The 26,597-nt window shown below is 54.6% G+C and carries 24 protein-coding genes and 1 pseudogene; 4 read left to right on the top strand and 21 right to left on the bottom strand.

The window, feature by feature from the left end; translation table 11 throughout:
* The first annotated feature begins 141 nt into the window (after positions 1-141).
* Genes QQ91_RS03175 through galK form a run of 3 tightly spaced genes read left to right on the top strand, consistent with a single transcriptional unit; the run spans position 142 to position 3,736 of the window.
* A complete protein-coding gene (locus QQ91_RS03175) occupies positions 142-1,512 on the top strand; it encodes a GH1 family beta-glucosidase (protein WP_166279899.1) in 1,371 nt (456 codons plus the stop codon).
* Positions 1,513-1,528: 16 nt separating this feature from the next.
* Positions 1,529-2,629 (top strand): galactose-1-phosphate uridylyltransferase, encoded by a 1,101-nt coding sequence (gene galT, locus QQ91_RS03170; protein ID WP_166279897.1) that lies wholly within the window; start codon positions 1,529-1,531, stop codon positions 2,627-2,629.
* Positions 2,630-2,635: 6 nt separating this feature from the next.
* Positions 2,636-3,736, top strand: coding sequence for a galactokinase (gene galK, locus QQ91_RS03165; RefSeq protein WP_166279895.1), 1,101 nt, complete (start codon positions 2,636-2,638; stop codon positions 3,734-3,736).
* A 101-nt stretch (positions 3,737-3,837) separates the two neighbouring features.
* Here galK and pap read toward each other — a convergent pair whose 3' ends face one another.
* The 7 genes from pap to QQ91_RS03130 form a co-directional block, all read right to left on the bottom strand.
* Positions 3,838-5,301, bottom strand: a complete 1,464-nt coding sequence (gene pap / locus QQ91_RS03160) for a polyphosphate:AMP phosphotransferase (RefSeq protein WP_166279893.1) — start codon at positions 5,299-5,301, stop codon at positions 3,838-3,840.
* 5 nt (positions 5,302-5,306) lie between these two features.
* Positions 5,307-6,212: a DUF1338 domain-containing protein gene (locus tag QQ91_RS03155; RefSeq protein WP_166279891.1), complete on the bottom strand. Its 906-nt coding sequence runs from the start codon at positions 6,210-6,212 to the stop codon at positions 5,307-5,309.
* Complete coding sequence (locus QQ91_RS03150; RefSeq protein ID WP_166279889.1) at positions 6,209-7,525, bottom strand: acetyl ornithine aminotransferase family protein; 1,317 nt, start codon at positions 7,523-7,525, stop codon at positions 6,209-6,211. The genes QQ91_RS03155 and QQ91_RS03150 overlap by 4 nt, the downstream gene beginning before the upstream one ends.
* 61 nt (positions 7,526-7,586) lie before the next feature.
* Positions 7,587-9,107, bottom strand: a complete 1,521-nt coding sequence (locus QQ91_RS03145) for an aldehyde dehydrogenase family protein (RefSeq protein WP_201277294.1) — start codon at positions 9,105-9,107, stop codon at positions 7,587-7,589.
* On the bottom strand, positions 9,079-10,473 hold the full coding sequence (locus tag QQ91_RS03140) for a cysteine desulfurase-like protein (RefSeq protein WP_250833240.1): 1,395 nt from the start codon (positions 10,471-10,473) through the stop codon (positions 9,079-9,081). Before QQ91_RS03140 ends, QQ91_RS03145 begins: the two co-directional genes overlap by 29 nt.
* A 227-nt stretch (positions 10,474-10,700) precedes the next feature.
* Positions 10,701-11,528: an ABC transporter ATP-binding protein gene (locus QQ91_RS03135; protein WP_166279887.1), complete on the bottom strand. Its 828-nt coding sequence runs from the start codon at positions 11,526-11,528 to the stop codon at positions 10,701-10,703.
* A 28-nt stretch (positions 11,529-11,556) separates the two neighbouring features.
* Positions 11,557-11,886: a hypothetical protein gene (locus QQ91_RS03130; protein WP_166279884.1), complete on the bottom strand. Its 330-nt coding sequence runs from the start codon at positions 11,884-11,886 to the stop codon at positions 11,557-11,559.
* A 171-nt stretch (positions 11,887-12,057) separates the two neighbouring features.
* Here QQ91_RS03130 and QQ91_RS03125 point away from each other — a divergent pair, with 171 nt between their 5' ends.
* On the top strand, positions 12,058-13,044 hold the full coding sequence (locus QQ91_RS03125; RefSeq protein ID WP_166279882.1) for a methyltransferase domain-containing protein: 987 nt from the start codon (positions 12,058-12,060) through the stop codon (positions 13,042-13,044).
* Here QQ91_RS03125 and QQ91_RS03120 read toward each other — a convergent pair.
* The 14 genes and pseudogenes from QQ91_RS03120 to QQ91_RS03055 form a co-directional block, all read right to left on the bottom strand.
* Positions 13,023-14,276 (bottom strand): threonine ammonia-lyase, encoded by a 1,254-nt coding sequence (locus QQ91_RS03120; RefSeq protein ID WP_166279879.1) that lies wholly within the window; start codon positions 14,274-14,276, stop codon positions 13,023-13,025. The two genes, QQ91_RS03125 and QQ91_RS03120, sit on opposite strands and share 22 nt — an antisense overlap.
* 14 nt (positions 14,277-14,290) lie before the next feature.
* A complete protein-coding gene (locus QQ91_RS03115) occupies positions 14,291-15,520 on the bottom strand; it encodes a glycine C-acetyltransferase (RefSeq protein ID WP_166279877.1) in 1,230 nt (409 codons plus the stop codon).
* Positions 15,498-16,463 (bottom strand): NAD-dependent epimerase/dehydratase family protein, encoded by a 966-nt coding sequence (locus tag QQ91_RS03110; RefSeq protein ID WP_166279874.1) that lies wholly within the window; start codon positions 16,461-16,463, stop codon positions 15,498-15,500. The genes QQ91_RS03115 and QQ91_RS03110 overlap by 23 nt, the downstream gene beginning before the upstream one ends.
* Before the next feature lie 173 nt (positions 16,464-16,636).
* Positions 16,637-16,852 (bottom strand): phycobilisome degradation protein NblA, encoded by a 216-nt coding sequence (nblA, locus tag QQ91_RS03105; RefSeq protein ID WP_166279871.1) that lies wholly within the window; start codon positions 16,850-16,852, stop codon positions 16,637-16,639.
* A gap of 290 nt (positions 16,853-17,142) precedes the next feature.
* Positions 17,143-18,387, bottom strand: coding sequence for a hypothetical protein (locus QQ91_RS03100; protein WP_201277292.1), 1,245 nt, complete (start codon positions 18,385-18,387; stop codon positions 17,143-17,145).
* 109 nt (positions 18,388-18,496) lie between these two features.
* The gene (locus QQ91_RS03095; protein WP_166279951.1) at positions 18,497-19,372 is read right to left on the bottom strand and encodes a sigma-70 family RNA polymerase sigma factor; all 876 of its coding nucleotides are present in this window, start codon (positions 19,370-19,372) and stop codon (positions 18,497-18,499) included.
* 120 nt (positions 19,373-19,492) lie between these two features.
* Positions 19,493-19,885 carry a RidA family protein gene (locus QQ91_RS03090; protein ID WP_166279865.1) on the bottom strand — a complete coding sequence of 131 codons (393 nt, stop codon included), beginning with the start codon at positions 19,883-19,885 and terminating at the stop codon, positions 19,493-19,495.
* A gap of 3 nt (positions 19,886-19,888) precedes the next feature.
* Complete coding sequence (locus QQ91_RS03085) at positions 19,889-20,644, bottom strand: hypothetical protein (protein ID WP_166279862.1); 756 nt, start codon at positions 20,642-20,644, stop codon at positions 19,889-19,891.
* A gap of 379 nt (positions 20,645-21,023) precedes the next feature.
* Positions 21,024-21,668 (bottom strand): annotated as a pseudogene (gene tsf, locus QQ91_RS03080) (translation elongation factor Ts); the annotation flags it as partial.
* Positions 21,669-21,763: 95 nt separating this feature from the next.
* Entirely contained in the window at positions 21,764-22,543 is a 780-nt protein-coding gene (gene rpsB, locus QQ91_RS03075; RefSeq protein ID WP_166279854.1) for a 30S ribosomal protein S2, read from the bottom strand.
* A 272-nt stretch (positions 22,544-22,815) separates the two neighbouring features.
* The gene (locus tag QQ91_RS03070; RefSeq protein ID WP_166279851.1) at positions 22,816-23,424 is read right to left on the bottom strand and encodes an L-threonylcarbamoyladenylate synthase; all 609 of its coding nucleotides are present in this window, start codon (positions 23,422-23,424) and stop codon (positions 22,816-22,818) included.
* Positions 23,425-23,427: 3 nt separating this feature from the next.
* The gene (gene thrS / locus QQ91_RS03065) at positions 23,428-25,272 is read right to left on the bottom strand and encodes a threonine--tRNA ligase (RefSeq protein ID WP_166279848.1); all 1,845 of its coding nucleotides are present in this window, start codon (positions 25,270-25,272) and stop codon (positions 23,428-23,430) included.
* 155 nt (positions 25,273-25,427) lie between these two features.
* On the bottom strand, positions 25,428-26,087 hold the full coding sequence (locus tag QQ91_RS03060; protein WP_166279845.1) for a GerMN domain-containing protein: 660 nt from the start codon (positions 26,085-26,087) through the stop codon (positions 25,428-25,430).
* Between the two features lie 206 nt (positions 26,088-26,293).
* Entirely contained in the window at positions 26,294-26,590 is a 297-nt protein-coding gene (locus tag QQ91_RS03055) for a hypothetical protein (protein WP_166279842.1), read from the bottom strand.
* Positions 26,591-26,597: the final 7 nt, after the last annotated feature.

Genomic DNA, 26,597 nt, shown 5'->3' with positions numbered 1-26,597 from the left:
CCGATCGCAATCCAAATTTGGCCGTTTCAGAGAGTCGGAATTCTGAAGTTTGGTCTATGCAATTCTGAGGGTTGCTGTCTGAACAATATCTGAACAGATTCATAAACAGCGGAACAACCACCTGCAAAATCAAGAGCGACTGTGGACTATCAATTTCCATCCACCTTTGCGTGGGGCGTTGCAACTGCGGCCTATCAAATTGAAGGGGCTGTGGCCGCTGAAGGTCGCCAAAATTGCGTGTGGGACAGCTTTGCTGCGTTGCCGGGACGAATTCAAGGGGGCGATACAGCCGCGATCGCCTGCGACCATTACCATCGCTTTCCAGAGGATGTGGCGGCAATGGCCAGGCTGGGGGTGAAGCATTACCGATTTAGCCTGGCTTGGCCCAGGATTATTCCTGAGGGGCGAGGGGCTGTCAATGAGGCCGGGATGGATTTCTATCGACGACTTCTGGATGCGCTGCAAGACGCTGGAATTGAGCCTCATGCGACACTCTTTCACTGGGACAGCCCTCAGGCCCTGGAAGATCGCTATGGATCCTGGCGCAGCCGAGAGATGGCTCAGGACTTTGCGGATTACACAGCGGCAGTGGTGCAGCGTTTGGGAGATCGGATTACCTCCTGGATGACCATGAATGAAATTCACTGCTTTACCCATTTGGGCTATGGGGTGCGTCGTCAGCCTCCCCATGCGCCTGGAACACTAGTATCCAGTCCTCAGCAGGTTTGGCAAACCTCTCACCATGCGCTGCTGGCCCATGGGTTGGCCTGTCAGGCGATTCGTGCGGCTTCTCCGCGGCCAGCTCAGGTAGGACTGGTGGATAACTTTGTCCCCACGGTGCCGTTGATTGAGGACAAGGATCATATTCAAGCTGCCCAACGAGCCTTTCATTTGAATGCAAGCAATGGAGGCATTGTGGTGCCTGCGCTCACGGGTGCCTATGCTCCTGATTTACTGGAAAGTCTGGGGCCAGCAGCGCCTGAGATTCGTGCAGGGGATTTAGACACCATTGCTCAACCCCTGGACTGGTTTGGATTTAATTGCTACTTTGGCACCTATGTGCGGCCCACGGAAACCGGGGCGGGATATGAGTATTTGTCCTTTCCTAAAAGCTATCCTCGACTGCATATGCCCTGGCTGCGGATTATGCCTGATTGTCTCTATTGGGGGGTCCGACATCTCAGTGAGACCCTGGGACGGCGAGATCTCCCGATTTTTATTACGGAGAATGGCTGCGCGGTTAAGGATCGCCTCACGGAGACGGGAGAAGTCATCGATAGCGATCGCATTTTTTTTCATCGCGCTTACCTACGTGCAGCTCACCGCGCCATTCAGGAGGGGTTTCCCCTGCAGGGGTACTTCCTCTGGACGCTGATGGATAACTTTGAATGGTCCTACGGTCACCATCGCCGGTTTGGACTGATCTATACGGATTACAAGACGCTTCAACGCATTCCCAAGGCAAGCTATTACTGGTATCAACGCTGTATTCAGCACAACCGAATTGTTTAGTTTGGCAAGTGTTGTCATGCCTCATGCTCAATTTCATTGCCGCCACCTGATCAAGCCCGATGGACGCGATCTCTGGCTCTACAGTCGTCGACCGATTCCCTCGACCTTGATTCCCACTAGTCCCCACGCAGATCCCCTTCAGGCTCATCCCCACCTGCGCTGGCATCCGCTTCGCGGAGAATGGGTTGCCTACGCGAGCCATCGCCAAAATCGTACCCACCTGCCTCCCTCTGAACAAGACCCCTTTGCGATCACCACTGACCCGGATCATCCTACAGAATTGCCCGCGGGGGACTACGAGATTGCGGTTTTTCAAAATCGCTTTCCCTCCCTGAGCCTACAGGCCAGCCAGGCTCCCAAGGAGATTGTGCCCTGTGTGCCTGGGCGGGGGAGTTGTGAGGTTGTCGTCTTTACCCAGGACCCTCACCAAGCCTTGAGCACCCTGTCAGTGGAGCATTTGACGCTGCTGCTGCAGGTGTGGGCTGATCGGACCCAGGCGCTGGGACAGCGAGACTCTATTCAATATGTTCTGCCCTTTGAAAACAAAGGCATGGAAATGGGGGTGACCCTCCACCATCCCCATGGGCAAATTTATGCCTATTCGGTTCTGCCGCCGATTCCCCAGCAGATGTTGGATCAGCAGCGCAGCTTCTTTCGCCAGCAGCAGCGATCGCTTTTGGTCGAACTTCTGGAGCAGGAGATCATCCATCGCCAGCGGCTGCTTTACCTGGATGCAAACGCTGTGGCCATTGTGCCGGTCTGTGCCCGATATCCCTACGAAGTGTGGGTTGCTCCCCGCCAGCCCTGCGCTTTTCTGGCTGATCTCAGTGCCCCCCAGCGACGGAGTCTAGCCCTGGCCCTAAAAACGGTTTTGCTGAAGTACGATGGCCTCTGGAGCCGCCCCTTTCCCTATTTGATGGCCTGGTTTCAAGCCCCCACCGACGGGGCTCCCCATCCTGAATGGCAGCTGCATGCAGAGTTTTATCCGCCCTACCGCAGCGCCGATAAACTGAAATACTTGGCAGGCACCGAACTGGCGGCGGGACTCTATGCCAATGATACCCTGCCCGAGGCGATTGCTCAGGAGCTGCAAGCAGTGTCCATTTCTCTGGAGTAAAGCCCCTTGTCCAATTCCTTTCAGGCTGTTTTTGGGACTCATCCCCTTTGTGAAGCCACGGCTCAGGGACGGGTGAATCTGCTTGGTGAGCATACGGACTATAACGAAGGCTTTGTGTTGCCCACCTTGATTCCCCTGGCCACGCAGGTGGCGATTGGACCCCGTTCAGATCCGGGCTATGGCATTTATTCCACCGCCTGGGATAAACCCTTGCAGGTGCTCTCGCTGAGTCCACCCTTTTCTGGCAGTGCCTGCTATGTTCTAGGATCGCTGCATCTCTTGCAAACGCGTGGAGTGCAGGTGCCGCCGATTAACGTGTGGATTGATTCTTCCATCCCCATGGGCCGGGGGCTTTCCAGCAGTGCGGCCTTAGTCGTGGCCCTCCTGCGATCGCTGCGAACATGGCTCCATCTAAACCTGGCTGACCTGGAACTGGCTCAACTTGCCCAGCAAGTCGAGCACCAGTATGCTGGTGTCCGCTGTGGAATTATGGATCCGCTCACCATCAGCGTCGCCCACGCTGGTGATCTGTTCTTTCTTGACACGCGTAGCCTAGAGTATCAGCATCTTCCCTGGCCCGCCGCTGACCTGTTGATTTTAGACAGTGGTATTTCTCGGGATCTGGCCCGGAGTGGCTACAATCAGCGCCGATTAGAGTGTGAACAGGCGGCCCAAGGGCTCCAGGTCCCCACCCTTCGATCGATTCAGTCCCTATCTCAGCTAAGGGGGCTGCCGCCATTACTCTATCGACGGGCAAAGCATGTCTACACTGAAAATCAGAGGGTTTTAAAAGCATCCCAGGGAGGATCTGCAGATCAGTTGGGGAAACTGATGAATGCCTCTCACCACAGTTTGAAGGTCGACTTTCAAGTGTCAACGCCGGAACTGGATGCCCTGGTTAATCTGCTGCAACGGCACCCCGCCGTTTGGGGCGCCAGGCTAACAGGTGCTGGGTTTGGGGGGGCTTGCGTGGCACTGGTTGAGCCTCATCAAGCCCCAACCGTGGCGGCCTCTGTTTTGGCCCAGTACCCTGGTCCTGGACAGCTTCTGTTGCCAGATCCAGGACAGCTTCACGCAAGACCGGCGGTTGAAAGAGTCAACCCCTGAAACAAGGCTATCTTGAAACAAGGCTATTCCGTGTAGACGCCTGAGAAACCTGTGAGGATTCCGACAGCTTGGGCCTGACCTGGGCTGGGTTGTAGGCGGGTTTAGACGTTCAGGCGATCCAGAATGGTTTTGAGGACCTTGAGTCGGGCATATTTTTTATCCTCCGCTGCAATAATTGTCCAGGGGGCAATTTCGGTACTGGTGCGGTCAATCATATCGGAAACGGCATGTTCATATTGAGGCCATTTATCCCGGTTTCGCCAGTCTTCCGGGGTAATTTTATAGCGTTTGTAGCCCGTTTCTTCCCGCTGCTTAAATCGGCGTAGCTGTTCTTCAGGACTGATATGCAGCCAAAACTTCAGGATGACGACCCCCCGTTCCCGCCATTGCTCTTCAAACTCATTGATTTCTTTGTAGGCCCGCATCCAGTCAGCTTCGCTACAAAGGTTCTCCACGCGCTCCACCAGGACTCGTCCGTACCAGGATCGATCAAAGATGGCCACATGGCCCACCGGGGGGACCTGCTGCCAAAATCGCCAGAGATAGGGATAGCGCAGTTCCGTTTCCGTAGGCGCGGCCACGGAGATGACGCGATAAAATCGAACGTCCAGGGCTGCGGTGATCCGGCGGATTGCGCCTCCCTTCCCAGCGGCATCCCATCCTTCAAAAACAAGAGCCAGCGCCTGATCTTGGAACGATGGATTGCGTAGGGCGAGATTGAGCTGGCCTTGATATTTTTCCAGTGTTTGTCGGTACTCACTGGACTTAACCTGATGATTCAGGTCAACCTGTCGGAGCAAGGGATAGCCGTCGATGGGATCTAGGAGTGTGACGGGAGGGGCAATGGAAGCCGACTGGGGATGGTGGTTCAAGGCGGAGAGCACGATTCTCCCCAGGGTGATTTGACGATAGTTGGGATCGGCTCCGGGAATAATATGCCAGGGTGCATAGCCGGTACTGGTTTCTCTGAGGGCACGGCTGGAAACTTGAGCCAGGCGATCGTAGTGCTTCAATAATTTCCAGTCTCGCTCACTCACCCGCCATCGCTGCTGTTTGCTTTGGCTGAGAGTCTTCAATCGCACCCGCTGCTTCTTCTTGGACAGATGAAACCAGAGCTTGAGGAGGGTCCAGCCTTCCTCCACAAGCATTTGCTCAAATTCGCACACTCTGGCCAGGGCTGCATCCATGCGATTCCGCGAGATCCGGTGGAATGCATAGTCAAGAATGAGCTGAGAGTGCCACGATCCAAAGTGGATACCAATTTTTCCCTTGGGAGGTAGGCGCCGAAAGTAGCGGTAATATTCCGGGCGCATGCACTCTTCATCGGAGGGCTGGAGGGGGAGGGCATGAACCTCCAGATGGCGGGCATCTAGCCAGTGGGAAAGTACATTGATGGAATCTCCCTTTCCGGCCCCCTCTACCCCGCCGACGATGATCAGTAGGGATCGGTCCTGGTGATCTAGCAGGTGATACTGAGCGGCCAGTAGGGCTTCGCGGAGCTTCGGTACCGCTTGCTGGTACTCTTCATCCGACAGAATATGCTCAAGTTCGGCAGATTCAAACATGGGGGTCACGGGTCAGGCTGGGTCATCTTAAAGAGTTCTTGAGCTTGGTGGGTCAGGAAGCCCTCAAAGAGATCGTCTGATCCAGGTACAGGGAAGCGTTGGGCTAGTTCGTAGTAGGCATAGGGCCAGAGAATCTGGACCGGTTGATTTTGATCAGTTCTCACCGGAACCGAAATCTGTACGGCTTGGGTGGCGGTTTGGCACAGTCCGGTTTGAACGCTGCCTTCGATGTGGGCTTTCATGGGGATTCCCCTCTGTTTGAGACCGCTAACGGTTCGCTCCAGGGTGGGATAGCTAGGGCTGCGCTGCTGGTTAATATAGCCTGTGAAGTGATTGACTGCATACCCATGCAGGAGCACCCAGGCGCCATACTGGCTGACGCGATTTACTGATTCAACCGCAGATTGTTTGGGGGGGGGCCAGGGGCGAGACAAGAGTTGCTTTAGCGTCTGTATCTGTTTCTCCAGGGGTTGCTGCCCGAGGTGATCGAATGGCGTTAGGGCAAAGGGCTGGACATTTTCGGCGATGATTGTGGCGATCGCCTCGGGAAGATCTTGAACCATGAGTTCGCTCATGAAGATCTTGGGCAGATTGTAAGCAGCTTGTTGGGGATGACGATAATGCTTGGCCCGCAGGTACTGATCAGGGAAGGCGTAGTCGCCCGCTGCCTGGTAGCCTAAGAACTCCAGAAAGGGCTCCAGGTAGGCTAGCCCTAGATTGATCCTGCCGGTGGGCAAAGAGATCCACAGATTTAGAGCGCGAAAGGCAAGGTGATCGTTGGCCAGGATGCCGCCATCGGCTTCAATCATGGCCTGGTACTGGCGGGCATAGATCACCCGCTGACGATATTCTTCCCAGAGGGTTTGCCAAAGGGCTAGGGCCAGGTGGGGGGGCGGGGCAGGATCGTTCATGACCTTGGGGCGAGCAGTTTAGCCAGAATACTCAGGGCCGTTTGAATTTGTTGTGATTGAATGATGAGTGGCGGGCAGAATCGAAGCGCTGCCTTGCCGCAGCCCAACAGCAGCAGTCCCTGGTAGAAGGCTTGATCCACAAGGCGATCGCGCTGGATTGGGTCGAGCTGACCCTCAGAGCTGACCAGGTCCACAGCCACCATCAACCCCTGGCCGCGGGGATGGGCCAGTTGCGGATAGCGGGCGGCCAGAGCTTGTAGGCCCCCAAGGAGTTCTTGGCCGCGCTCGGTGGCATTGCTCATCAACTCTGATTCCAGGAGCTTGAGGGTGGCGATGGCAGCGGCGCAGGCGACGGGATTGCCGCCAAAGGTGGTGGCATGGGATCCGGGGGGCCAGGTCATCAATTCCGATCGCGCCAGAATGGCGCCTAGGGGAAGTCCACTGGCAATGCCCTTTGCCAGGGTAATGATGTCGGGCATCACCTCCCAATGCTCGATGGCAAAGAGTTTGCCGGTGCGCCCCATCCCTGTCTGAACTTCATCGACAATCATCAATATGCCGAAGCGATCGCAAAGGTCCCGAAGGCGGGCATGGAATCCTTCTTCGGGGAGAACATATCCTCCCTCTCCCTGAATGGGTTCGACGACGATGGCGGCAACTTCCTGGGCGGGCAGCATGGATTTAAAGAGGGTGTGCTCAAGATAATCCAGGCCGGATAAGGAGTAAGGAATATGGGTGATGCCCGGCAGGAGAGGGCCAAACCCCTCGCATTGCACCGGCTTCGATCCGGTTAGGGACATGGCGCCGTAGGTGCGACCATGGAACGCGCCTAGAAAGGCAACCACCCGCGATCGTCCGGTGAAGTAGCGGGCTAGCTTAATGGCTCCTTCTAGGGATTCAGCGCCGGAGTTGGTGAAAAATACCTTGGCTTTGACGCCAATATCGGGCTGGGGGAAGGGAGCGCGAGCCGTGAGAGCCTCGGCTAACTCCACCATGGGCTCATAATAAAAATCGGTGCCGGACATGTGGATCAGCTGCTCCGATTGCCCCTGAATGGCCGCCACGACCTGCGGATGGGCATGTCCGGTGCTGGCGACGGCAATACCGGCAGTCATATCCAAAAAGACATTCCCATCCACGTCCTCAATCATGCAGCCCTGTCCGCGGTGGGCCACCAGGGGATAGGATCGGGTATAGGACGGGGAGGTTACGGCGCGATCGCGGTCCATGAGGGATCGCGCCCTCGGACCAGGCAAATCTGTTTGAAGATAGGGCTCTAGGGGGAAAGGATGGGACAAAATCGAGCTCAGCATGGCAGTTTTTAGGGGGCAGAGGTTACGGATCAGTTCTGTGGGTAGTCCTTAGGAGCAAAGGCTAGCGATTATCAATTTGGGCGCGCTGGAGTTGGCCGGAAAAGTCGACATATACAGTTTTCCAATCGGAAAAAACATCAAGGGCGGCGGTCCCAGCTTCCCGATGCCCATTGCCCGTTTGCTTAACCCCCCCAAAGGGCAGGTGTACTTCGGCCCCAATGGTGGGGCCATTGATGTAGGTAATGCCGGCCTCAATATCCCGCATGGCTTGGAAGGCCCGATTTACATCCTGGGTATAAATTGCGGAGGACAGTCCATAGGGAGTGCCATTGAGAACCTCAATGGCCTCAGCAAAGGAGTCCACGGTGATGATCGCCACTACGGGACCGAACACCTCTTCTTGAGCGATGCGCATGGCGGGAGTTACCGATCCAAAAATGGTGGGAGGAAAGAAGTATCCCTGAGCCAGATCCGGATCCGGGGAGGCTGTGCTCTGGAGCGCTGTGCCGCCAAGGAGGAGCTTTGCCCCCTCCTGCTGGGCTAGGGCAACGTAGTGCTGGACACGCTCTAGCTGCTGGGAATTTACCAGGGGGCCGATATCGGTGTTAGGATCGCTGGCCGGGCCGAGTTTGAGTTGAGCGGCCTGCTGAACGAAGCGCTGGGTGAATTCCGATTCGATAGATCGATGCAGAATAATCCGGCTCGTGGCGGTACAGCGCTGACCGGTGGTGCCAAAGGCTCCCCAAAGGGCGCCCTCTAGGGCCAGGTCTAAGTTGGCATCTTCTAGGACAATTTGGGCGTTTTTCCCCCCTAGTTCTAAACAGACCCGTTTATGGGTGCGACCACAGTGGGCTGCGACCTCAGCCCCGGTCGTTGCGGCGCCGGTAAAGGACACTAAATCAATGCCAGGATGTTCTGCTAGGGCCGTTCCCACCACGGTTCCGGCGCCCTGAATCAGGTTGACGACTCCCGGAGGAAATCCAGCCTCTGTCAAGATTTCCATCAGCTTTGTCGCGCAGGCTGGACTGTTTTGCGACGGTTTTAAAATGACTGTATTGCCGCATACCAGGGCTGGAAAGGCCTTCCAGCAAGGAATGGCAATGGGAAAGTTCCAGGGGGTAATCAGGGCACAGACGCCCAGGGGAACCCTCAGGGTCATGGCAAACTTATTCGAGAGTTCTGAGGGGGTGGTTTGACCAAAGAGCCGCCGACCTTCTCCGGCATAGTAAAAAGCGCAGTCAATTCCCTCTTGCACATCTCCCTGGGCTTCGGTGAGGACTTTGCCCATTTCCAGGCTCATGAGCTGTGCGAGTTCTGCCTTGTGGGTTTGGAGTAGGTTGCCGACTCGATATAAATGCTCTGCTCTGACAGGGGCGGGTACCTGCCGCCAGGTGCGGTAAGCTCGCCGAGCGGCAGCGATCGCCGCTTCCACATCGGCCAGTCCAGAGCAAAGGGAGGTGGCTACTAACTCCTCAGGATGGGCTGGATTCCAACGCTTGTGGGGGGCTGGGGCGTTAGGGGCTAAGGCCTCTTGCCAGTGGCCATCAATGTAGTTACGGCAATGGATCGGTAGGTGTATCAAGGGTAAGGCCTCCCGATGAGACAAACAGCTGAGGATGGGCCACAATCTCAGATAAGGCGTTCAGCATACGCTGAACCTCTGAAAGTGTGTTGTAATGAACAAGACCAATTCTTAAGAAGCCTCCGTCATGGGCAACCCCAAGGCGATCGGCCAGGTTTTGGGCATAGAAATCGCCGTGCCAGCTAAAAACTCCGCGATTTCCCAGGGCTTGGGCTAGTTCAGCCGGAGTGTGTCCTGGGATGCGCAAGCTGATGGTGGGCGTGCGCTGATGCAGGCGATGGTGGTCGCAGATGCCATAGATCTGCAGTCCTGGAATCCGTTGTAATCCTTCAATCAGCGCTTCGCAGAGGGCCTGCTCGTGGGCTTCAATCCCCGCAAAGGCGGCGTTAAGCAGGGTCCGGCGATCGCCCCCGGTGGCACCCAGTCGTACTCCCAGCCGCTGAAGGTATTGAATTGCCGCATGAAGGCCCGTGATGCCTTCAAAGTTTTGGGTTCCTGTTTCCCAGCGTTCGGGCACCGTGTTCGGGGCTGGTCTGACCTTGTAGGGCGTAATTGTTTCCAATAGCTGGCGTTTCCCAAACAAAATTCCCAGGTGGGGGCCAAAAAATTTGTAAGCAGAGCACACTAAAAAATCGCAGTCGAGGACCTGAACATCCAGCAGCCGGTGGGGAATGTAGTGCACCGCGTCTAGGAAAACCCAGGCCCCCACCTCGTGGGCCAGATCAATTATCTGGGCCATGGGGTTAATGGTTCCCACCACGTTAGAGGCGGCCCCGAATGCCACCAGACGGGTACAGGAATTGAGCTTAGCCCTAAAGTCCTCTAAATCCAGGGTGCAGTCCCTTGGCTGAATTTGCACCTGTCGCACGAGAATGCCCTGCTCCTGGAGGGCTTGCCAGGGGGCAATGTTGGCATCATGGTCTAGCTGAGTCACCATCACCTCATCGCCGGGGTGTAGCCATCGTCCCAAGGCGCGGCTCAGGGCGAAGCTCAAGGTGGTCATGTTTGCGCCAAATACAATTTCCTGGCGTTCGCACCCGAGCAGATCTGCTGCGGCCTGGCGGGCGTCTAGGATGGCTAAATCAAGGATCTGACTCGTGATAAAGGCGCCGTGGGCATTGGCATTGGTGGTCCGCAGGGTACGATTCATCGCTTCCATCACCCCGCTTGGAACCTGGGTTCCCCCCGGTCCATCCATAAAAATGGCTGGCTCCTGGACGTTAATTTGACAGGGAGACGACTGCTGAGCGCCCTGGCTTAGCTCGGACAGGGAGACCGAGAGGGCCGGAAATTGCCGTCGAATCCATCGCATTTGATCGCGGGTAAACATGGTGTACCTGGAGCGAATAGAGAAGGGCGCAGTCAAACCAGTTCACTGAGTTCCTGCTTCTGGGGAGAAGGGCTAGATCCTGGGGAGGCCCGAACCTTTTGCCCAAAGCCAAAGGTCAACAGGAAAAAAACGGAAAATGATGCCGATGATGATCGTCTGGCTCAAACTGCACAATACTTCCCCCCGGTTGTAGAGCAAGGGGAGATCGGCTGTATCCATCATAGCTGCTCTCCGCCTGGGGCCGTCAATGCAGCTGGATTGTGCTAGGAAGATTGAGGATCCTGCTGAGGGGGATCAAGGGAGTGAATGCCGCCCTTTTTAACTTCCTGATCAATGCCGCCCTTAATGCATCCATCTTCAATGTGAATGAGGCGATCGGCGTAGGAGACAATTCGAGGGTCATGGGTGGACATTAAGACGCTGCATCCCACGGATTGAATCAGTTCCTCAATTAAGGCCATAATCTTCATGCCATTGACAGAATCGAGCGCACCGGTGGGTTCATCGGCAATGAGGATTTTGGGTTGACCTGCTACGGCTCGGGCCAGGGCTGCTCGCTGCTGCTGGCCTCCCGAGAGTTTGTGGGGTAAATAATTGCCCCAGTCTGTAAGGCCCACTTTTTGCAAGAGATCTTTGACCTGATCTTGATTGGCTGGACCGTGAATACCTTTCAACGCGAGGGCCACGGCCAGGTTTTCCGCGACGGTTAGGGCATTCATAAGGTTGGCTTCTTGAAACATAATCCCCAAATTGCGCAGCCGAAATTGTTCGCGCTCCAGGCGCGACAGGGTATATAAATTGGAGCCCATGAGCCAGACTTGTCCGGAGGAGGGGCTGAGTAGACCGGCAATAATCAAGAGCAAAGTGGTCTTGCCGGCACCGGATGGCCCCACCAGCATCTGCAGCTGACCTTGGGGCACCGAGAAATTGATATCGCTTAGGGCTGGAAAGGCCTCTTTTTTGGAATTAAAGACCTTTCCCAATCCCTGGACGCAGATGGCAGCTGCTGCTTTGTCGGGGGGGGCACTGATGTTGCCTGAGGTCTGGGATCTAGGCTGGACCAGAAAGAATCGCTGCAGTGGCTTAAGCATGATTGCTGACGGAAACAACAGTGAACCCTCAGCCGGGGGAGACCCTAGCGCGGAAAACCAGTAGGGCGATCGCCACTTGAAGACGATTCCAGAGCGGTTGCGCCCAAGGAAGATGTACCTCCTCAGATAGCAAGATCTGCAGCGCTGATTGCATCGAGTCCTGTGCTGAGGCCGCGATCGCGCCAGCGCTGGTCAGGGGCTGAAGTAAGGGGTGATCAAGGATGGCACCCGCAATGCGATTAGATGAAGTTTGGGTTGAGGAAGAGAATGTCGGTAAGGCGCTCTCCTCGTTCCAGGGGTCAGGAATGATCGGACTTTGGAAGGGGAGGCGGGACGGGGTAGGGCTTGACTTTTTCATGGCGAATACCGTTCGAGAGGACCAGAGTATTTGGGCACTCCCCACGGCAGCAACCTGCTGCTAGCTTAATTATAGAGGGGGCTTTGCCGGGAAAAAAGGGGCTGTCCCGGTGTGGCTGCAGGGTGTCCCAGAACTTGGTAGGATTGTTACTAAACTTAACAAGCAAGCGCAATGAGTCCTGTCCTGGCCTTCAAAATTCTGGCTTCCATTTCAGTCCTGGGCATTGCCGGTTATCTGCTCTCAGCCCGGCGCTATGAGTCCGCCCAATCCGTGGCCCACGCCTACGATGAATGGACCGCCGATGGAATTTTGGAATTTTATTGGGGTGATCATATTCACCTGGGGCACTATGGCATGCCGCCTCGGCGCAAGGATTTTATCCAGGCCAAGCATGATTTTGTCCATGAAATGGTGCGGTGGGGAGGATTAGATCAACGGCCGCCCGGTCAGAGGCTTTTAGATGTGGGGTGCGGAATTGGTGGCAGCAGCCGCATCCTGGCCCAGGACTATGGATTTGAAGTGACCGGCGTAACCATTAGCCCCCAACAAGTGGCCCGAGCACGGCAGCTGACTGATCAGGGGGTGTCAGCCCATTTCCAGGTGGACGATGCCATGGCGCTGTCCTTTGCTGATGCCAGCTTTGATGTGGTTTGGTCGGTGGAAGCGGGACCGCATATGCCGGATAAGGCGGTCTTTGCGCGGGAACTGCTCCGGGTTCTAAAGCCCGGTGGGATTTTGGTGGTGGCAGACTGGAATCAGCGCGACGAACGCCAAAGGCCTCTGGCTCTCTGGGAAAGGCTGGTTATGCGGCAGTTGCTCGACCAATGGTCCCACCCGGCCTTTGCCAGCATTGAAAGATTTTCAGAGCTTTTGGAGGCAACCGGGATGGTTCAGGGGCCGGTCCACACCGCTGACTGGACGAAGCAGACACTGCCGGCCTGGCTGGATTCAATCTGGCAGGGGATTGTCAAACCCCAAGGATTTCTCCAATTTGGTCTGCCTGGATTTATAAAGTCCCTGCGTGAAGTGCCGACCCTGCTGCTGATGCGGCTTGCCTTTGGCGCGGGTCTTTGTCGGTTTGGAATGTTTAAGGCGGTGCGGGCGGACGTCCATGGAGATCGCCTGGGCGCATCCTCTCAAGAAGCGGTCAAAATTTGAGGGGCTGGGGGGAGACCTTGGCAGGCGATCGGCTGGGTTCGCGTCTGGCAGTGGGCTGCTTCCAGATCGGCCTGAATGCTGGCCAGGTGCGTGTGGCCGCGGGTAAGCAGCACCAATTCAAGTTCGACGGTTTGCAGGGCCAGGGCTGAAAATTCGCGATGGTGATGCACTTCCATGATGTTTGCGCCCTGGGCAGCCAGAATTTGCGTCACCTGCGCCAGAGATCCTGGAATATCCCGAAGGGTCACATAGAGATGCACCAGGCGGGCCGTGCGAAACAGGTTTCGCTGAATGACCGCACTCAGGGTAAGCGGATCAATATTGCCGCCGCTGAGGATGATGCCTACGTCTTTGCCCTGCAGGCGTTTGCCCAGTTTGAAGAGGGCCGCTAGGGCCACTGCCCCGGCTCCCTCCACCAGCGTTTTCTCGGTGTCTAGCAGAAGTAGAAGGGCCGCTTCAATGGCGGTTTCATCGACCAGCACCAACTCGTCCATCCATTGCTCCAGGATGGGTTGGGTTAGGTGACCGGGGCTTTTAACGGCAATCCCATCGGCGAGGGTGGAATGACCGCAGCGAATGGGATGCTGGTGAAGGGTTTGCCAGAGGGTCGGAAATTGCTCGGTTTCGACGCCAATTAGGTGGAGGTTTGGCTTGAGATGTTTGGCCGCGATCGCCATGCCTGCCAGGAGTCCGCCGCCGCCCACCGGCACGATTAACACCTCCAAGTCGGGGTGCGCCTGCAGCAGTTCCAGGGCAACGGTGCCTTGCCCAGTGATGATTTGCTCATCATCATAGGGATGGATAAATGTCAGTCCCCGGTCGCGGGCTAGCGCGAGTCCCAGTGCAATTGCGTCATCCAGGGTCTCGCCTTGAAGCAGAATTTCTGCGCCGGATTGGCGAGTGCGGTCCACCTTCACCTGGGGGGCAAAGCTGGGCATGATGAGGGTGGCAGGAATTTGGCGCTGATTGGCCTGGTCGGCAACGGCCTGAGCATGGTTTCCGGCAGAGACGGCTAAGACTCCCTGGACCTTTTCCTGGGCACAGAGCGACTCCATTTTGACCCAGGCTCCGCGATCTTTAAATGAGCCGGTTCGTTGGAGATTTTCAAACTTGAGGATGAGGTGGGTGTGGGTTTGCTGGCTGAGCAGGGGGGAGAATCGGCTGGGAGTGGGTCTCAGGTGCGATCGCATCTGGGCATAGGCCGATTGAATCTTCTCAAAGGTCACAGCCATGGCGGCCTCCTGGGTTAGGGGTGGGCAGGGGTACTGGCGGGGGCTAGCGGAGAGGGGAGGATGTTGCCATGCCGCTGTGCCAGGTCGGAAAAGGCTGCGACGCACTGATCAATTTGGGGGCGAGTATGGGCTGCGGAAAGCTGAACCCGAATCAGCGCCTGTCCCTTAGGGACCACCGGATAGCTAAAGCCTGTTACATAAATTCCTGCCTGCAGCAGCGCTTCACTCAGGGTCTGAGCCACTGGGGCCTCCCCCACCCGGATGGGCACAATGGGATGGATGCCAGCAGGAATATCAAAGCCCTGGGCTACCATTTGCCGGCGAAAATACTGAGCGTTGTCCAGGAGAGTTTGCCGCAGGGACGGGGTTTGCTCAATTATCGCGATGGCCTCTAGACTGGCTGCTGCGATGACCGGGGCTAGGGTATTGGAGAAAAGATAGGGGCGCGATCGCTGACGCAATAGATCAATAATGGCTCGCCGACCCGTTGTAAAGCCCCCGGATGCTCCTCCCAACGCTTTGCCAAAGGTACTGGTGATGATGTCCACGCGCCCCTCCACCGCGCAATATTCAACGGTGCCAGCACCGCGTTGCCCCAGCACTCCGGTGCCGTGGCTGTCGTCAACCATGACCATGGCCCCATAGCGTTCGGCAAGAGTACAAATGTCTGCAAGGGGCGCAATCTGGCCCTCCATACTAAAAACCCCATCGGTAGCAATGATCTTGAGTTGTGCGGGGTGGGCCTGTTGCAGCCCCTGTTCTAAGTCCGCAAGATCTAAATGACGATAGCGATATAGCTGGGCCTTGCAGAGGCGAATGCCATCAATAATGCTGGCGTGGTTGAGCGCGTCGCTCAAAATTAGGCTATCTTCGTCAGTGATGACTTCAAATAGGCCGCCGTTGGCGTCAAAGCAAGAGCCATAGAGAATAGTTTCCTCGGTGTTTAAAAATTGGGAAACTCTGGCTTCGAGGGTCTTGTGAAGAATATGGGTGCCGCAAATAAACCGAACGGAGGATAGGCCATACCCATACTGATCGAGTCCGGCTTTGGCAGCGGCAACGATCTGGGGATGATTGGCCAGACCTAAGTAGTTATTGGCGCAAAAATTTAAGACCGCTTGCTGAGAATTCAGGGTTACGGTGCTTCCCTGGGGCGTGATTAGCAAGCGCTCTTGCTTGTGGAGCCCCCCTTGATGAATCTGGGTCAGGGTCTCTTGAAATTTAGAAAGAGCCGGTGCCAACATGATCCGTCCTCCAGGTTAGGTGTGAGAGCATATCTGCCGTGGTGCGCTGCAAGTCGAACCGGGGCTGCCAGCCCCAGTCCACCTGCGCCGCCGTGTCATCAATGCTGTGGGGCCAATTGTTGGCAATGATCTGACGAAAATCCGGGGCATAGTTACAGGTGAAGTTAGGCCGGTGCTGCTGAATGGCCTGGGCAATTTCTGCCGCGGTGGCGCTAAATCCTGCCAGGTTATAGCTGGTGTTGACCCTGAGGGCCGTGGCTGGAGCGTCCATGATCTCCTGAATGGCGCGGATGGCGTCGGGCATATACATCAGCGGCAAACAGGTGTCTGGCTCGACAAAACAGGTGTACCGCCGTTGGGCTTGGGCGGCTAAATGCATTTCCACGGCAAAGTCGGTGGTGCCTCCTCCCGGTAAGGTTTGATAGCTTAAGATGCCGGGAAATCGCAGACTTCGGACATCCAGGCTCCATCGATGATTGTAGTATTGGCAGAGTAGTTCTCCCGTTAGCTTAGTAACGCCATAGAAGGTGGTCGGGTCTGTAATTGTCCATTGGGGGGTTAACTCTTTTGGCGTATGGGGACCAAAGACGGCAATGGAACTGGGCCAGAATACCTTGATGGCAAGTTCCCGAGCCAATTCTAAAATGTTGCGAAGTCCCTCCAGGTTAATGCTCCAGCATTGATGGGGGTGACCTTCCCCCTTGGCTGAGAGGATGCCGGCTAGGTGATAGAGGGTTTGGATGGAATAGCGCTCTGCTAGGGCCTTCAACCCACGGCGATCGCCGATATCCAACCTGAAGTACCGATCCATGCACATTGACTGGGGCCTTAAGGCGCTTCTACCGATGCCAATGAGGAAACTGGACGGGAACTGTTTCCGAAGGGCCTGGACTAGTTCAGTCCCAATTTGACCCTGGACTCCTGTGATCACAATGGTGTCCATCCTCAACCCTCCCTCTTTGTGTCCCATACCTGCTCGGAAAGAGCAGGATAGGCTCCTTCCGAGGTTGATAAAACCAGAGCACCTTCGAAATAGCTGATTCAGGTTAGACGAGACAGGTTAAGTCCTCCGGGGGCTTTGATCTCCTGATCAGGCCCTGTCGCTTTCCCTTCATCTCAGGCGGTTGAGGAAGAGACCTCAGGAAAGTCCCGCAGCAGACATTCCTTAATCAAGCTCCGAGTAATATTTTCCTGTGCCATTTTCTGGCGCAAGATCATAATGAACAGCTCTTCAATTTCGTTACGGGAAATGTCCTTGAGCATGGCTTGAAACTTCCGTAAATCAAACTGCTGTTCAAGGGTTAAGGAAAACTCCGGAAATTTAGGTAACATGATTCACCTCCTTATTGGATGAAGTTCAGTATCAAAGGGAATAGAGACTGTCTCCCTAGCGCATCAACTGAAGCTCTTCCATCAGCAGGATAACCATGCAATTTTCAATTGATTGAGCTAGTGGAGTTCTTGGATAGATTGCTGCAAGAACTCATGCTTTATCGTCCTCACCAATGCGCGACCCTTTCCATCGGGATCTGGAACGGTCCGGGGAAATTTCCTCAATTATAACAAACCGATCTGGGATTGCCCTGGGATCCCCGAGTGAGTCTTTGCTCAGGAACGAGGGGCTAGGAGTCTCCCAAGCGGTCCAGTTCCTGGGTCAACAGATCTTGCTCGGTGGTGTAGGCCAAGTTGTCAGAGCCTATAATCACGTCTTCGGACTGATATTCTCGGGCAGTTTTCAGCTTTTGACGCAACTCCAAATCTGGGGACCGTAGCGCTGCCGCAAAGCGCTCTCGCCGATCGTTACGCGCCTCCAGCCTTTGATTTCGTCGCTGTATCCACAGGTAGCGCACTAGAGGAATGGCCAGGAAGCCAATGCCGTAGGCGAGGAGAACCCAAAGAATGGAGTTGACAAAGGCAACGAGTCCGCCCAATTGCAGCGCTATGGTTCCATCTCGCAACAGAATGCTCAGGACTAGGGCGCCGCCTAAGTTGAGTATCCCCAGCCCAAGGGTTAACATTTTCTGGCCTGAGCTAGCCTGAGAAAATTCCCAGGGCTGTTCTCGTAAGGTATTAGAGACCACAACCGGTTCTCGATTGAGGGCAGTGGTTTGTAACTCAGGAAACCGATAGATGATTTCGCCCTGCTCACTTACCTCAGGATATCCATTAAAGCGGCTGAGTACCGGGATCATGAAGTCTTCGTTGGTAATGGGCGTGGACTCGTCTAGATAGGGAAGAATCTGTTCGGCAATGACCGATCCTTTATATTTGCGGATTACCTTTCCGATTTTCTGCCAGCGTTTGCTCTCCAGATTGGGATTGGGATGTCCATCTCCAAATAAAACCGAAAAAACCGCTTCGAAAAAGTTCATCCCTTGAGCGCTGCGCACGGACTGATAGGGGCGGGACCGGGGGCTGAACCATCCGCTCAAGTTCGGCATAATCCAGATGTTGGGAAAAAAGCCGCCGTTGATCGATCGACTGCTGCGACGGTCGTTATTGTCACTGCTAGATTGGGCAATGACGATGATAATAATCGTCACGAAAATCAGTAGAATTGAGATAACCAGGAAGATTCCAAAGGAAATTCGGATCAGGTAAAAAATGACCGCCCAAATTTTTTGCCATAGGTCCTGCAATCTTAAGCTCAGATATTTTTTTCGCAGGATGTTTCGATAATTGCGAGGAAAAAGATAGGCGATGTCGCCGCTCTGAGAGACCTGGAGATGGGCACCCACATCAGAGGCCAGGGTCAGCAAGCCTGCCTGGGCTTCATTAATGTTGAGGCCAGATTGGGTAGCAACATCGCCAACCGTGACCCGATAGTCAAGCTGCTCAATCGTTTTGGCAATTTGCGGATTAATCATCACACCCTCGCAAGGTCGGGTTCTTCTCTTCCATTATGCAAGCTAAAGATGGGGTCAGGAGGAGTTAGCTTGGGAAGAGAGTCAATGGCCCGTTTCTGCACAGGGTGATCTAGGCTACCCCGCCTAACTGTAAAATCGCTTCATTTTGCCGGAGCTTGCGTAGTGCTCGCGCCTCTAACTGTCTGGCTCGTTCCCGAGAGGTGCCGATGGCTTCACCACACTGCTGAAGGGTTTTGCGCTCCCCATCGATCAGGCCAAAGCGCATCCGAATAATCAGGGCTTCCTTCGGCAGTAGGTTGTTAATGCTGTCTTCCAGGAGATCCTTCACGTTTTGATTGGAAATGGTTTCAAAGGTTGTGGCCTCTGGGCTGGGAATTAGCTCTATCAGCTCGGTGGATTCGCTTTTCCCGATGAGTTGATCGAGGGACATGCATTTTGACCTTGAAAATTGATGGCTCAGCTCCTCGAGTTTTTCCAGGGGGATATCCGCAAGATGGGCGAGCTCGCTCACCGATGGGCCGCGCCCTTCTGCTTGCATAAATTCACGCCGCACCTTCTTGAGCTTGCTGAGCTTTTCCCAGTTGTGGCTGGGCATGCGGATCAGTCGGGATTGACGAGCGATCGCTCGAGAGATGGATTGGCGAATCCACCAGTGGGCGTAAGTGGAGAATTTGTAGCCTTTCCGAAAATCAAATTTCTCCACGGCGCGGTTGAGCCCCATGGTTCCTTCCTGGATTAAATCTTCAAAGTCCAGCCCCCGCTTGAGGTATTTTTTGGCCACAAACACCACGAGCCGCAGGTTTGCCGCAATTAGTTTTTCCTTGGCTCGGCGACCGCGGGCCTGAATGTTAGGGGGCACGGGTTCACCGTGTTTGAGCCATTCCTGCACATGTCGCCCCAGCACAATCTCTTGCTCAGCGCTGAGCAAGGATACTCGACCAATGCGATTTAGATATTGCCCTGTCCCGTCTTTGTAGTCTGCCATGAAAATACCCCGACCAATTTTTGATGTGAGGGTAACCTATTTTTCGGAAATTGCAAAGAAATTTAGTTTTTCCTTCACATCCAGGGTAAAACTTCAGACTTTTGCCAGGGCAATACAGACTTACGCCAGGGCAATACAGTCGATTTCCACCTTGACATCCTTGGGGAGCCGAGCAACTTCTACACAAGCTCGGGCAGGTGCGGAGCTTTCTTCAAAGTACTGAGCGTAGACCTGATTGACTGCGGAAAAATCGGCCATATCCGCTAAGAAGACCGTCGTTTTAACCACCCTATCCCAGGAACTCCCGGCGGCGGTCAGCACGGCCCCCAGATTTTCCATCACCTGGCGGGTTTGGGCGCTGACATCTTCACCCCCCGTCAGGGTGCCTGTTTCTGGGTGAAGGGCAATTTGACCCGACACAAACAAAAAAGATCCCGAAGCCTTAATTGCCTGGGAATAGGGACCCACGGGTGCCGGTGCTTGGTGGGTAACAATGACTTGTCGATCTGCCATTCACTATTTCTCCGATTCATAGGGAAACCAGCTTGCCCGCCAGGCGGCCGCCGCTTGTGCAATCGTGAGCTTGCCCAATTTTTGCTGATAGGTCTGCTCCAGTTGAGTCAGCCTCTGCCACAGTTGCCGAATGGGGCGCCTGGCCTCTAGAAGGACAGAGTCGGCAAATTCTAGGTCTCCAATCTGTAAGTATAGGGCTGTCAGCGGACGAACAGGTTCCTCTTCATCTTCCTTCATGTCCACAATGGCCTTGAGGAGGAAGGGGGGATTGGTAATGGATCGTCCTGCCTCCTCTGCCTTGGCCGCAATCTCAAACAGCGCTTCTAGAGATTTGATTGCTAAAATGCCGTGTTGCTCTAGCAGCCGGTTCACTCGATAGGAGGTTTCCCGCAAAATTTGGGCCAGCGATCGCTCAAAGCGGAACAGGTGGTCCATGATTTCACTGGGTGGATCACCCTCGGGAGGGTTCTGCTCCAGAGTGCTTTGAAAAGCCTCCTGGAGGTTCTCCATCAGTCGAAGTCCCAGCCTTTGTAAATCCTGTTGCAGTGTCTGGCGTTGGCTCAGGGGAAGCTTTAAGAACTCCTGAGGGTGGCGTTCTGTACATAGCTCAAAACAAGTCTGGACCATAAACTTTTGAGCCGAAGTGCCCAGTTGTTTGACGTATTTTCCATAGTGTTCTACTAGCTCCTGATAAAGACTCGCCGCTTTTTGATTCAGCTGCGCGAGCTCTTTTTGCAGGAGTTCAGGATTGGAGACCATGGCGCTTGCGTCGATGTAGGGCGAATTACTCGGTGCTAATTCCTGGGAGGTAATGCCAATTTAAGCGGGGAGGGAAAAAGGCTGACCAGGCGGGAGTTCTTTGAGAGTTCGGCCTAGATACAGGGAAGCTAGAAAACTTCCTGTTGATCCGGTTTTTCTGACCAGGACCACAACTGAAAGCTTTCTAGTTCCCCAATCCCACTGAAGAGCGGGATTGGGGAAAATGCTCCCCCTACTTTTTGCGCTTGCCCGACTTTTTCCCTTTGCCTTTTCTGGACTCCTTTGGGGGTTTGACGGCTGCCGGTTTAGGTGCCTCGGTAGAGGGGGCTTGATCGGGCTCCTTTGTTTCGGGAGTGGCAGCTTGAGTGGCAGCGGCGGTTTGAGCGGCCACCTCCTCCGCTAAATTTGCTTCTTTTTTCTCAATTCCTTCGCCAAGCACATAGCGCTGGAATCGACGAATCTGAATGTTTTCGCCCAGCTTGGCAATGGACTGCTTAATCAACTCCTCAACGGTGATGCTTTGATCCTTAATAAATGGCTGGTAAAGCAAGCACATTTCCTTAACAATCTTGTCTACCTTCCCCTGAACGATTTTATCCTTTACATTGTCAGGTTTACCTTGAAGGGCATCGGACTCCAGGGCAATGGCACGTTCCTTCTCGACAATGTCGCTGGGAACTTCACTCATTTCAACATAGCTGACGTTTGGACAGGCCGCAATTTGCTTGGCAATATCCTGCACCAGCCCCTTAAACTCTTCGTTGCGCGCGACGAAGTCTGTTTCGCAATTGACCTCAACGATGACGCCAATTTGACCGCCAAAATGAATGTAGCTATCCACCAGGCCTTCCGCCGTTGCCCGGCCTGCTTTTTTCCCCGCGGAGGCTAAACCTTTCTTGCGAAGATATTCAATGGCTTTTTCTAAATCGCCATCATTTTCCTGGAGTGCTTTTTTGCAATCCATCATGCCTGCGCCGGTTTTTTCGCGCAGCTCCTTTACATCCTTAGCCGAAATACCTGCCATGATTGTTTTGCCTTTAATTCGCTAGTCTATCTAAGGTTAGTCAGTCCTGAAGGGGATCCCAGAATTGGGTTGCATCCCCTTCAGATTAGAGTCGATTACTCTTCTTCAGAATCCTCATCCTGAGCTTCGAAATCTTCGTCATCGATGAGGTCCGAAAATTCCGTTTCCAGATCGGATCTCTCGGTATCAACTTCTCCGTGTTTTCCTTCATAGATGGCATCTGCCAGCTTGCTAAGGATAAGCTTAATGGATCGAATGGCGTCGTCATTAGCGGGAATTGGCACATCTACTTGGTCGGGATCGCAATTGGTGTCCAAGAGCGACACAATCGGGAGACCGAGTTTTTGGCACTCTTGAACGGCGTTGTACTCTCGGCGAACATCCACAATTACGACAACGTCGGGAATTCGATTCATGTTTTTAATGCCGCCCAGATATTTCTGGAGCTTTTCCATTTCCCGACGCAGACGGGACGCTTCCTGTTTGGGAAGCAGATCAAAAACGCCACTGGCATAGCGCTTTTCTAAGTCCTTTAGCCGCTCTGCCCGCGTTTTAATGGTGGTCCAGTTGGTCAACATCCCACCGAGCCAGCGCTGGTTAACGTAGTAGCTACCGCAGCGAGAAGCTTCTTGAGCCACTAGCCCCGCTGCCTGGCGCTTAGTGCCTACAAATAAGAAACGTTTGCCCGATTCAGCTGCATCCCGCATAAATCGGTAGGCTTCCTCCATAAGCTGAGCCGTCTGCACCAGGTCAATGATGTGAACCCCGTTCCGCTCCGCAAAAATATAGGGGTCCATTTTGGGATTCCAGCGTCGGGCTTGGTGGCCGAAGTGGACTCCAGACTCTAACAGTTGAGCCAGACTAACAACAGGCATATCTATTTGCTCCTATTCGGGTTTATCCTCCATCTGAAATGTATTCCTGGGGACCAGATCAACCGCAGGGTCTAAGACACTGTCAGGGGTCTTACGCTCTGGCCAAGGAACACCCGAATGTTCAGATGTGTGATTTTTTACAACTTTACTAGGGTATCACAGCTCAGGCTAAATTTTGGGAATTGATTCTGTCCTTCTTTCCTACCTACCTACCTTTCTTTACCTATTGTTCTCCCTCTGACCTTTGGGCTAGAGAGGCAAACCTAATCTGCTCAAGAGAAAATTTGCTCCAGGGAAATGTGTCCTGGCCGCAGTAAATCCCAGGGGGAAGGTGAGTTTGGCTGCCCATTCCAGGCTATGACCGTGGAGGGGAGGCCTGGCCCTGGGGGCGGCCAATGCCCATGATCTAAGGTGAATACCTGCGGAAAGTGGGCCTCAATTAAGTCGGGTTGGGTCAAGGCCGATTGCCCAGATCGGTTAATGCTGGTGGTGGCTAGGGGACCGGTCTGCTGCAAGATGGCCTGGGCAAGGATCTGATCTGGCACCCGGATGCCAATGGTATCTGGGGTGTGGGGATGAACGGCTAGGGGAACTGCGGGGCTAGCGGGCAGAACCAGGGTCAGGGCGCCAGGCCAAAATTGCTGGGCAAGGGTTTGCCAGCAGCGTAAATCTGCGGGTGATCCCTGCACAAAGGGCCAGAGTTCAGCCGGACTTGCCGCCATTAAAATGAGGGGTTTTTCAGCGGATCGCTGTTTGGCCTGATAGATGTTGGAGGCGTGGTCGGGAAGAACCGCGAGGGCGGGAACGGTGTCGGTGGGAAAACTAATGAGTGACCCCGATCGCGCCAGGGCTACCAGGGCGGCCATAGAGAGTTGAGGCATGGGTCAAGGGGAATGAATGGCGTCCCATTGGGTGTAGTGGGCCACCGCCTGCACCAGAATCTCTTGAACTTGTTGGAGCGGCAGGCTGCCCACCTCGCCAGGTCCTTGGGAGGGCCGGGTTCTGATCGTGAGGCTCTGGCTATCGACTTCTTGGTCGCCAATGACCGCCATGATGGGAACCTTGTCCTTCTCAGCGTTTCGAATTTTCTTGCCCAGGCGATCGCCACTGGTATCAATTTCAACCCGGAGGTTGGCGTCGCGCAGTTGCGCCGCAGCCTGGGTGGCGTAGTCCATTTGAGCATTGGTCACGGTCAGAAGTCGCACCTGCACCGGGGCCAACCAGAGGGGAAAGTCTCCTGCATACTGCTCAATCAGGATGCCCACCAGGCGCTCTAGGGAACCAAAGGGAGCCCGGTGGATCATAATGGGGCGTCGGCGATCGCCATTATCGGCCATATATTCCAGCTCGAATCGTTCGGGCAAGTTGTAGTCCACCTGCACCGTGCCCAGCTGCCATTCGCGGTCCAAGACATCTTGGAAAATGAAATCCAGCTTGGGGCCGTAGAATGCAGCTTCGCCGATACCCTCAAAGTAGTCCATGCCAAGGGTTTCCACGGCACGACGGATGGCCCCTTCTGCCTTTTCCCAAGCCTCATCGGATCCGATATATTTATCCGAGCTGGGATCTCGAAAGCTCAGCCGCGCTCGAAAATTGTGCAGCTGCAGCTTTTCAAACACCGATAGGATTAAATCCACCACCTTGAGAAATTCATCATCTAGCTGATCTGGGGTGACAAAAAGATGGGAATCATCCACGGTAAACCCGCGGACCCGAGTCAGGCCTCCCAATTCCCCGGACTGTTCATAGCGGTAAACCGTGCCGAACTCGGCTAGGCGTAGGGGTAGATCTCGGTAGGATCGCAGCTCACTTTTATAAATTTGAATGTGAAATGGACAGTTCATGGGTTTCATGACAAACCCTTGCTCCGCCTGGCGATCGCGATCAGATTCACTCATCAGCGGAAACATATCCTCTTGATACTTCTGCCAATGACCGGAGGTTTTAAATAAATCCACCCGAGCGATGTGGGGGGTCACCACAGGGAGATAGCCGCGTTTGAGCTGTTCCTTTTTAAGAAAGTCTTCCAGGGTGCTGCGCAGGGTGGTGCCCTTGGGGGTCCACAAGGGGAGACCAGGCCCTACCAGATCGGAGAAGATAAACAGCCCAAGTTCTTTGCCGAGCTTGCGGTGATCACGTCGGAGGGCTTCCTCTTTTCTCCGCTTATATTCGGCTAACTGTTCCGGGGTTTCCCAGGCAGTGCCGTAAATTCTCTGCAGCTGCGCCTTTGTCTCATCGCCCCGCCAATAGGCCCCTGCTACTGTTTCCAGGGCAATGGCCTTGGGATTAATGTCGCCGGTGTTGTCCACATGGGGGCCAGCGCACAAATCCCACCAGTCTTCGCCCAGATGGTAGAGGGTAATGGGCTCCTTTAAATCAGCCAGGATTTCAAGCTTGTAGGGTTCATTGAGATCTTGAATGCGGCGTTTAGCCTCCTGACGCGTCACCTCTTCGCGAATCAGGGGCAGCTTTTTCTTGATGATCTTCACCATCTCCTTTTTGATGGCCTTAAGATCGCTGTCGGAAAAGGGCTGGGGACTGTCAAAGTCGTAGTAAAACCCGTTTTCAATCCAGGGACCGATGGTAACCTGTGTTCCCGGAAAGAGCGTTTGAACGGCCATGGCCATGATGTGGGAAGTGGTATGGCGAATTCGTTTGAGCTGCTCAGATTCACTGGTCTTCGGCAACTCTATTTTTTTAGCGAGTACGTTGTCGGGCGAGGCAGGCATTACAGAGTATGGAACTGACGCAAGGAGCTTCCCTATCTTATCGTTGCTATCGGCATCTGCGGCATATTTTGGACCCATTCCCAAAATATGCCGCTGATCCCAGGAAAGAGGGGCGGAGAGAGCCTGGGAGGACCTACCTTTGGAATGCTTCTCCCCTAAAGGGTGAAATTTTCTTCGAAGTCTTGGCGCGTCATGGGTTGCAGCACCTCTAGCCCCTCTCCTCCCAGGATCTCCAGGGCTTTTCCATTCACCGAGATCCACACCGGGGCTTGGGGATCGAGGGAAGAACTGGTGTAAATAATTTGTCCGAGGCGGCCTTGCATGGAGGCACTCCCACCCCCTTGGGTAAATTCTGGGCTGAGATCCACGTGAATGCCATCGGCGCGGACGGAGACCTGATTGAGTTTGGTGTTCTGCGGAATCGCACTGGAGACCTCAGCCTCCTCTGGGCCCTTGAGCAATTCCTGAAGCCCCCCTTTTAACTGTTCTTCGGGGCTGGCGCCTGATCCCCCTGAGAACGGACGGGCGCTCAAGGCCAGTTGTGAGTCCTGGCTGGTTAGCCAATAGATCTCAACTTGATCGTCGGTTTGGGGATCCTCTGAGGCTGGGGTGGAGTTGCCGGCGTTATTGGGTTCTAAGGAGGGCAGGGCAGGGGATGGGGAGTTGACCGGGGGAGAAACTTCCACGGAGGGATCTGGCGACAGTTCAGGGTTCTCTGCGAGGTCCCCTTCACAGGCCCCTAGGGGGATCAATAAAATAATTGCCAGCAAAAGCCAGAGTTTTTCCCTATGTCTGGTCAGAAAACTCTGCTGCATACGCGTCTAACTCCGATTCCAACAAACTTAAAAGTAATTTTGCCCCATTGAGGCCAGTGTCCCGGGGTCTCCAGCAGCGCACGGGATCGACCGGGTTGCAAGCGACTTAACTATAGCTCAGGGGACGCCCCCATCGCCGCGACAGTTCCAAAATTCTTCAATTAAAAAAGCCGCCCCTCTGGCGGCTTCTCTGGGGGACTGAACCTTCAGTGCAGTCTATATTCGTCTTCATAGTCGATGTCTTCTTCTGAATCATCTGCAAAATCATAGTCCTCTAGAACGGGAGCAAAGAAATAGGCCTGTTCTGCTTCGTAGAGGGAAATCCATCGTCCAGGCTCGCGCAGGGCTGCGGGCGGATCTTCATAGCGAGCATAAAACCAAGGTGGACTCGTAGGTTGGGTAATCACGGCCTTGACGCGATGGGGATCCAGGTTGGGAAAGTCTGAATCTCTGGGAACTTCTAGCCATACTTTTTGGCCAATGAGATCTTCGGGGGATAGCATCGGTTTA

It is taken from the genome of Lyngbya confervoides BDU141951 (assembly GCF_000817775.3).
Classification (GTDB): domain Bacteria; phylum Cyanobacteriota; class Cyanobacteriia; order Thermosynechococcales; family Thermosynechococcaceae; genus Lyngbya; species Lyngbya confervoides.
The sequence above is the reverse complement of the archived record's forward strand: the minus strand, read 5'-3'. Positions and strand labels throughout refer to the sequence as shown.